Annotated in this window: 1 protein-coding gene; it reads left to right on the plus strand. The window is 62.4% G+C overall.

Translation table 11 applies throughout. The features are described 5' to 3' along the window. Positions 1 to 1198, plus strand: a 1198-nt coding sequence (locus CW742_RS14010; protein WP_342764891.1) for a peroxidase family protein, incomplete at both ends; no start/stop codon positions are given.

Below are 1198 nucleotides of genomic sequence, written 5' to 3' on the forward strand. Positions count from 1 at the left end.
GGGCCCATGTGGGGCAGGAACCGGAAGCAGCCCCCATCGAGGAGCAGGGGCTTGGCTTGAAGAGCAGCTTCGGCACCGGCAAAGGCAATGATGCGATAACGAGCGCCATCGAGGTTACCTGGAGCAGTACGCCGACTCACTGGAGAAATAACATCTTCCGGATCCTCCTTGAGAACGAATGGGAGCTCACGAAACGCCCGGCCGGGGCGTACCAGTGGCGGCCGATGGGCGGCAAGGACACCGTGCCGGATGCCCACGACGCGTCGAAGCGCCGCCCGCCCGGCATGCTGACCACCGATCTTTCCCTGCGGCTTGATCCTGTCTATGAAAAGATCTCGCGGCATTTCTACGAGCACCCGGAGGAATTCGCAGACGCATTCGCCCGGGCATGGTTCAAGCTGACGCACCGGGACATGGGCCCGCGCTCGCGCTATCTCGGCCCTGATGTCCCGAAGGAAGAGCTCATCTGGCAGGACCCCGTCCCCGCGGTCAATCACAAACTGATCGATGCAAAGGACATCACCGCCCTTAAGAAAAAGATCCTCGCTTCCGGCCTGTCGGTACCGGAGCTGGTCTCGACCGCATGGGCATCGGCCTCCACCTTCCGCGGCTCCGACAAGCGTGGCGGTGCCAACGGCGCCCGCATCCGGCTCGCGCCGCAGAAGGACTGGGAAGCCAGCGAGCCTGCCCGGCTCGCGAAGGTGCTCAAAACCCTGGAGGGCATACAGAGTGACTTCAACAGTAAAGCTGCCGACGGCAGGAAGATCTCGCTGGCCGACCTGATCGTGCTCGCCGGTTGTGCCGGTGTCGAGCAGGCAGCGAAGAACGCCGGTCACAAGGTGAAGGTCCCCTTCACGCCGGGACGCATGGACGCCTCGCAGGAGCAGACGGATGTGGACTCCTTCGCCGTCCTTGAACCGAAGGCAGACGGGTTCCGCAACTACCAGAAAGCCCGCTATTCTGTATCGGCAGAGGAGCTCTTAGTCGATAAAGCGCAGCTCCTGACCCAGACAGCGCCCGACATGACCGTGCTCATTGGCGGCATGCGTGTGCTGGACACCAATCACGGGAATACCCGGCACGGTGATTTCATGAAGGGGCCGGGAGGTCTGGCCACGTCCTTCTTCGCAAACCTCCGCGCCATGTGCACCGAGAGGAAGCCGCTATCGGTAGACAATGAATTGTTGGAGCGCCACGA

The organism is Methanoregula sp., from assembly GCF_002835825.1.
Lineage (GTDB): Archaea > Halobacteriota > Methanomicrobia > Methanomicrobiales > Methanospirillaceae > Methanoregula.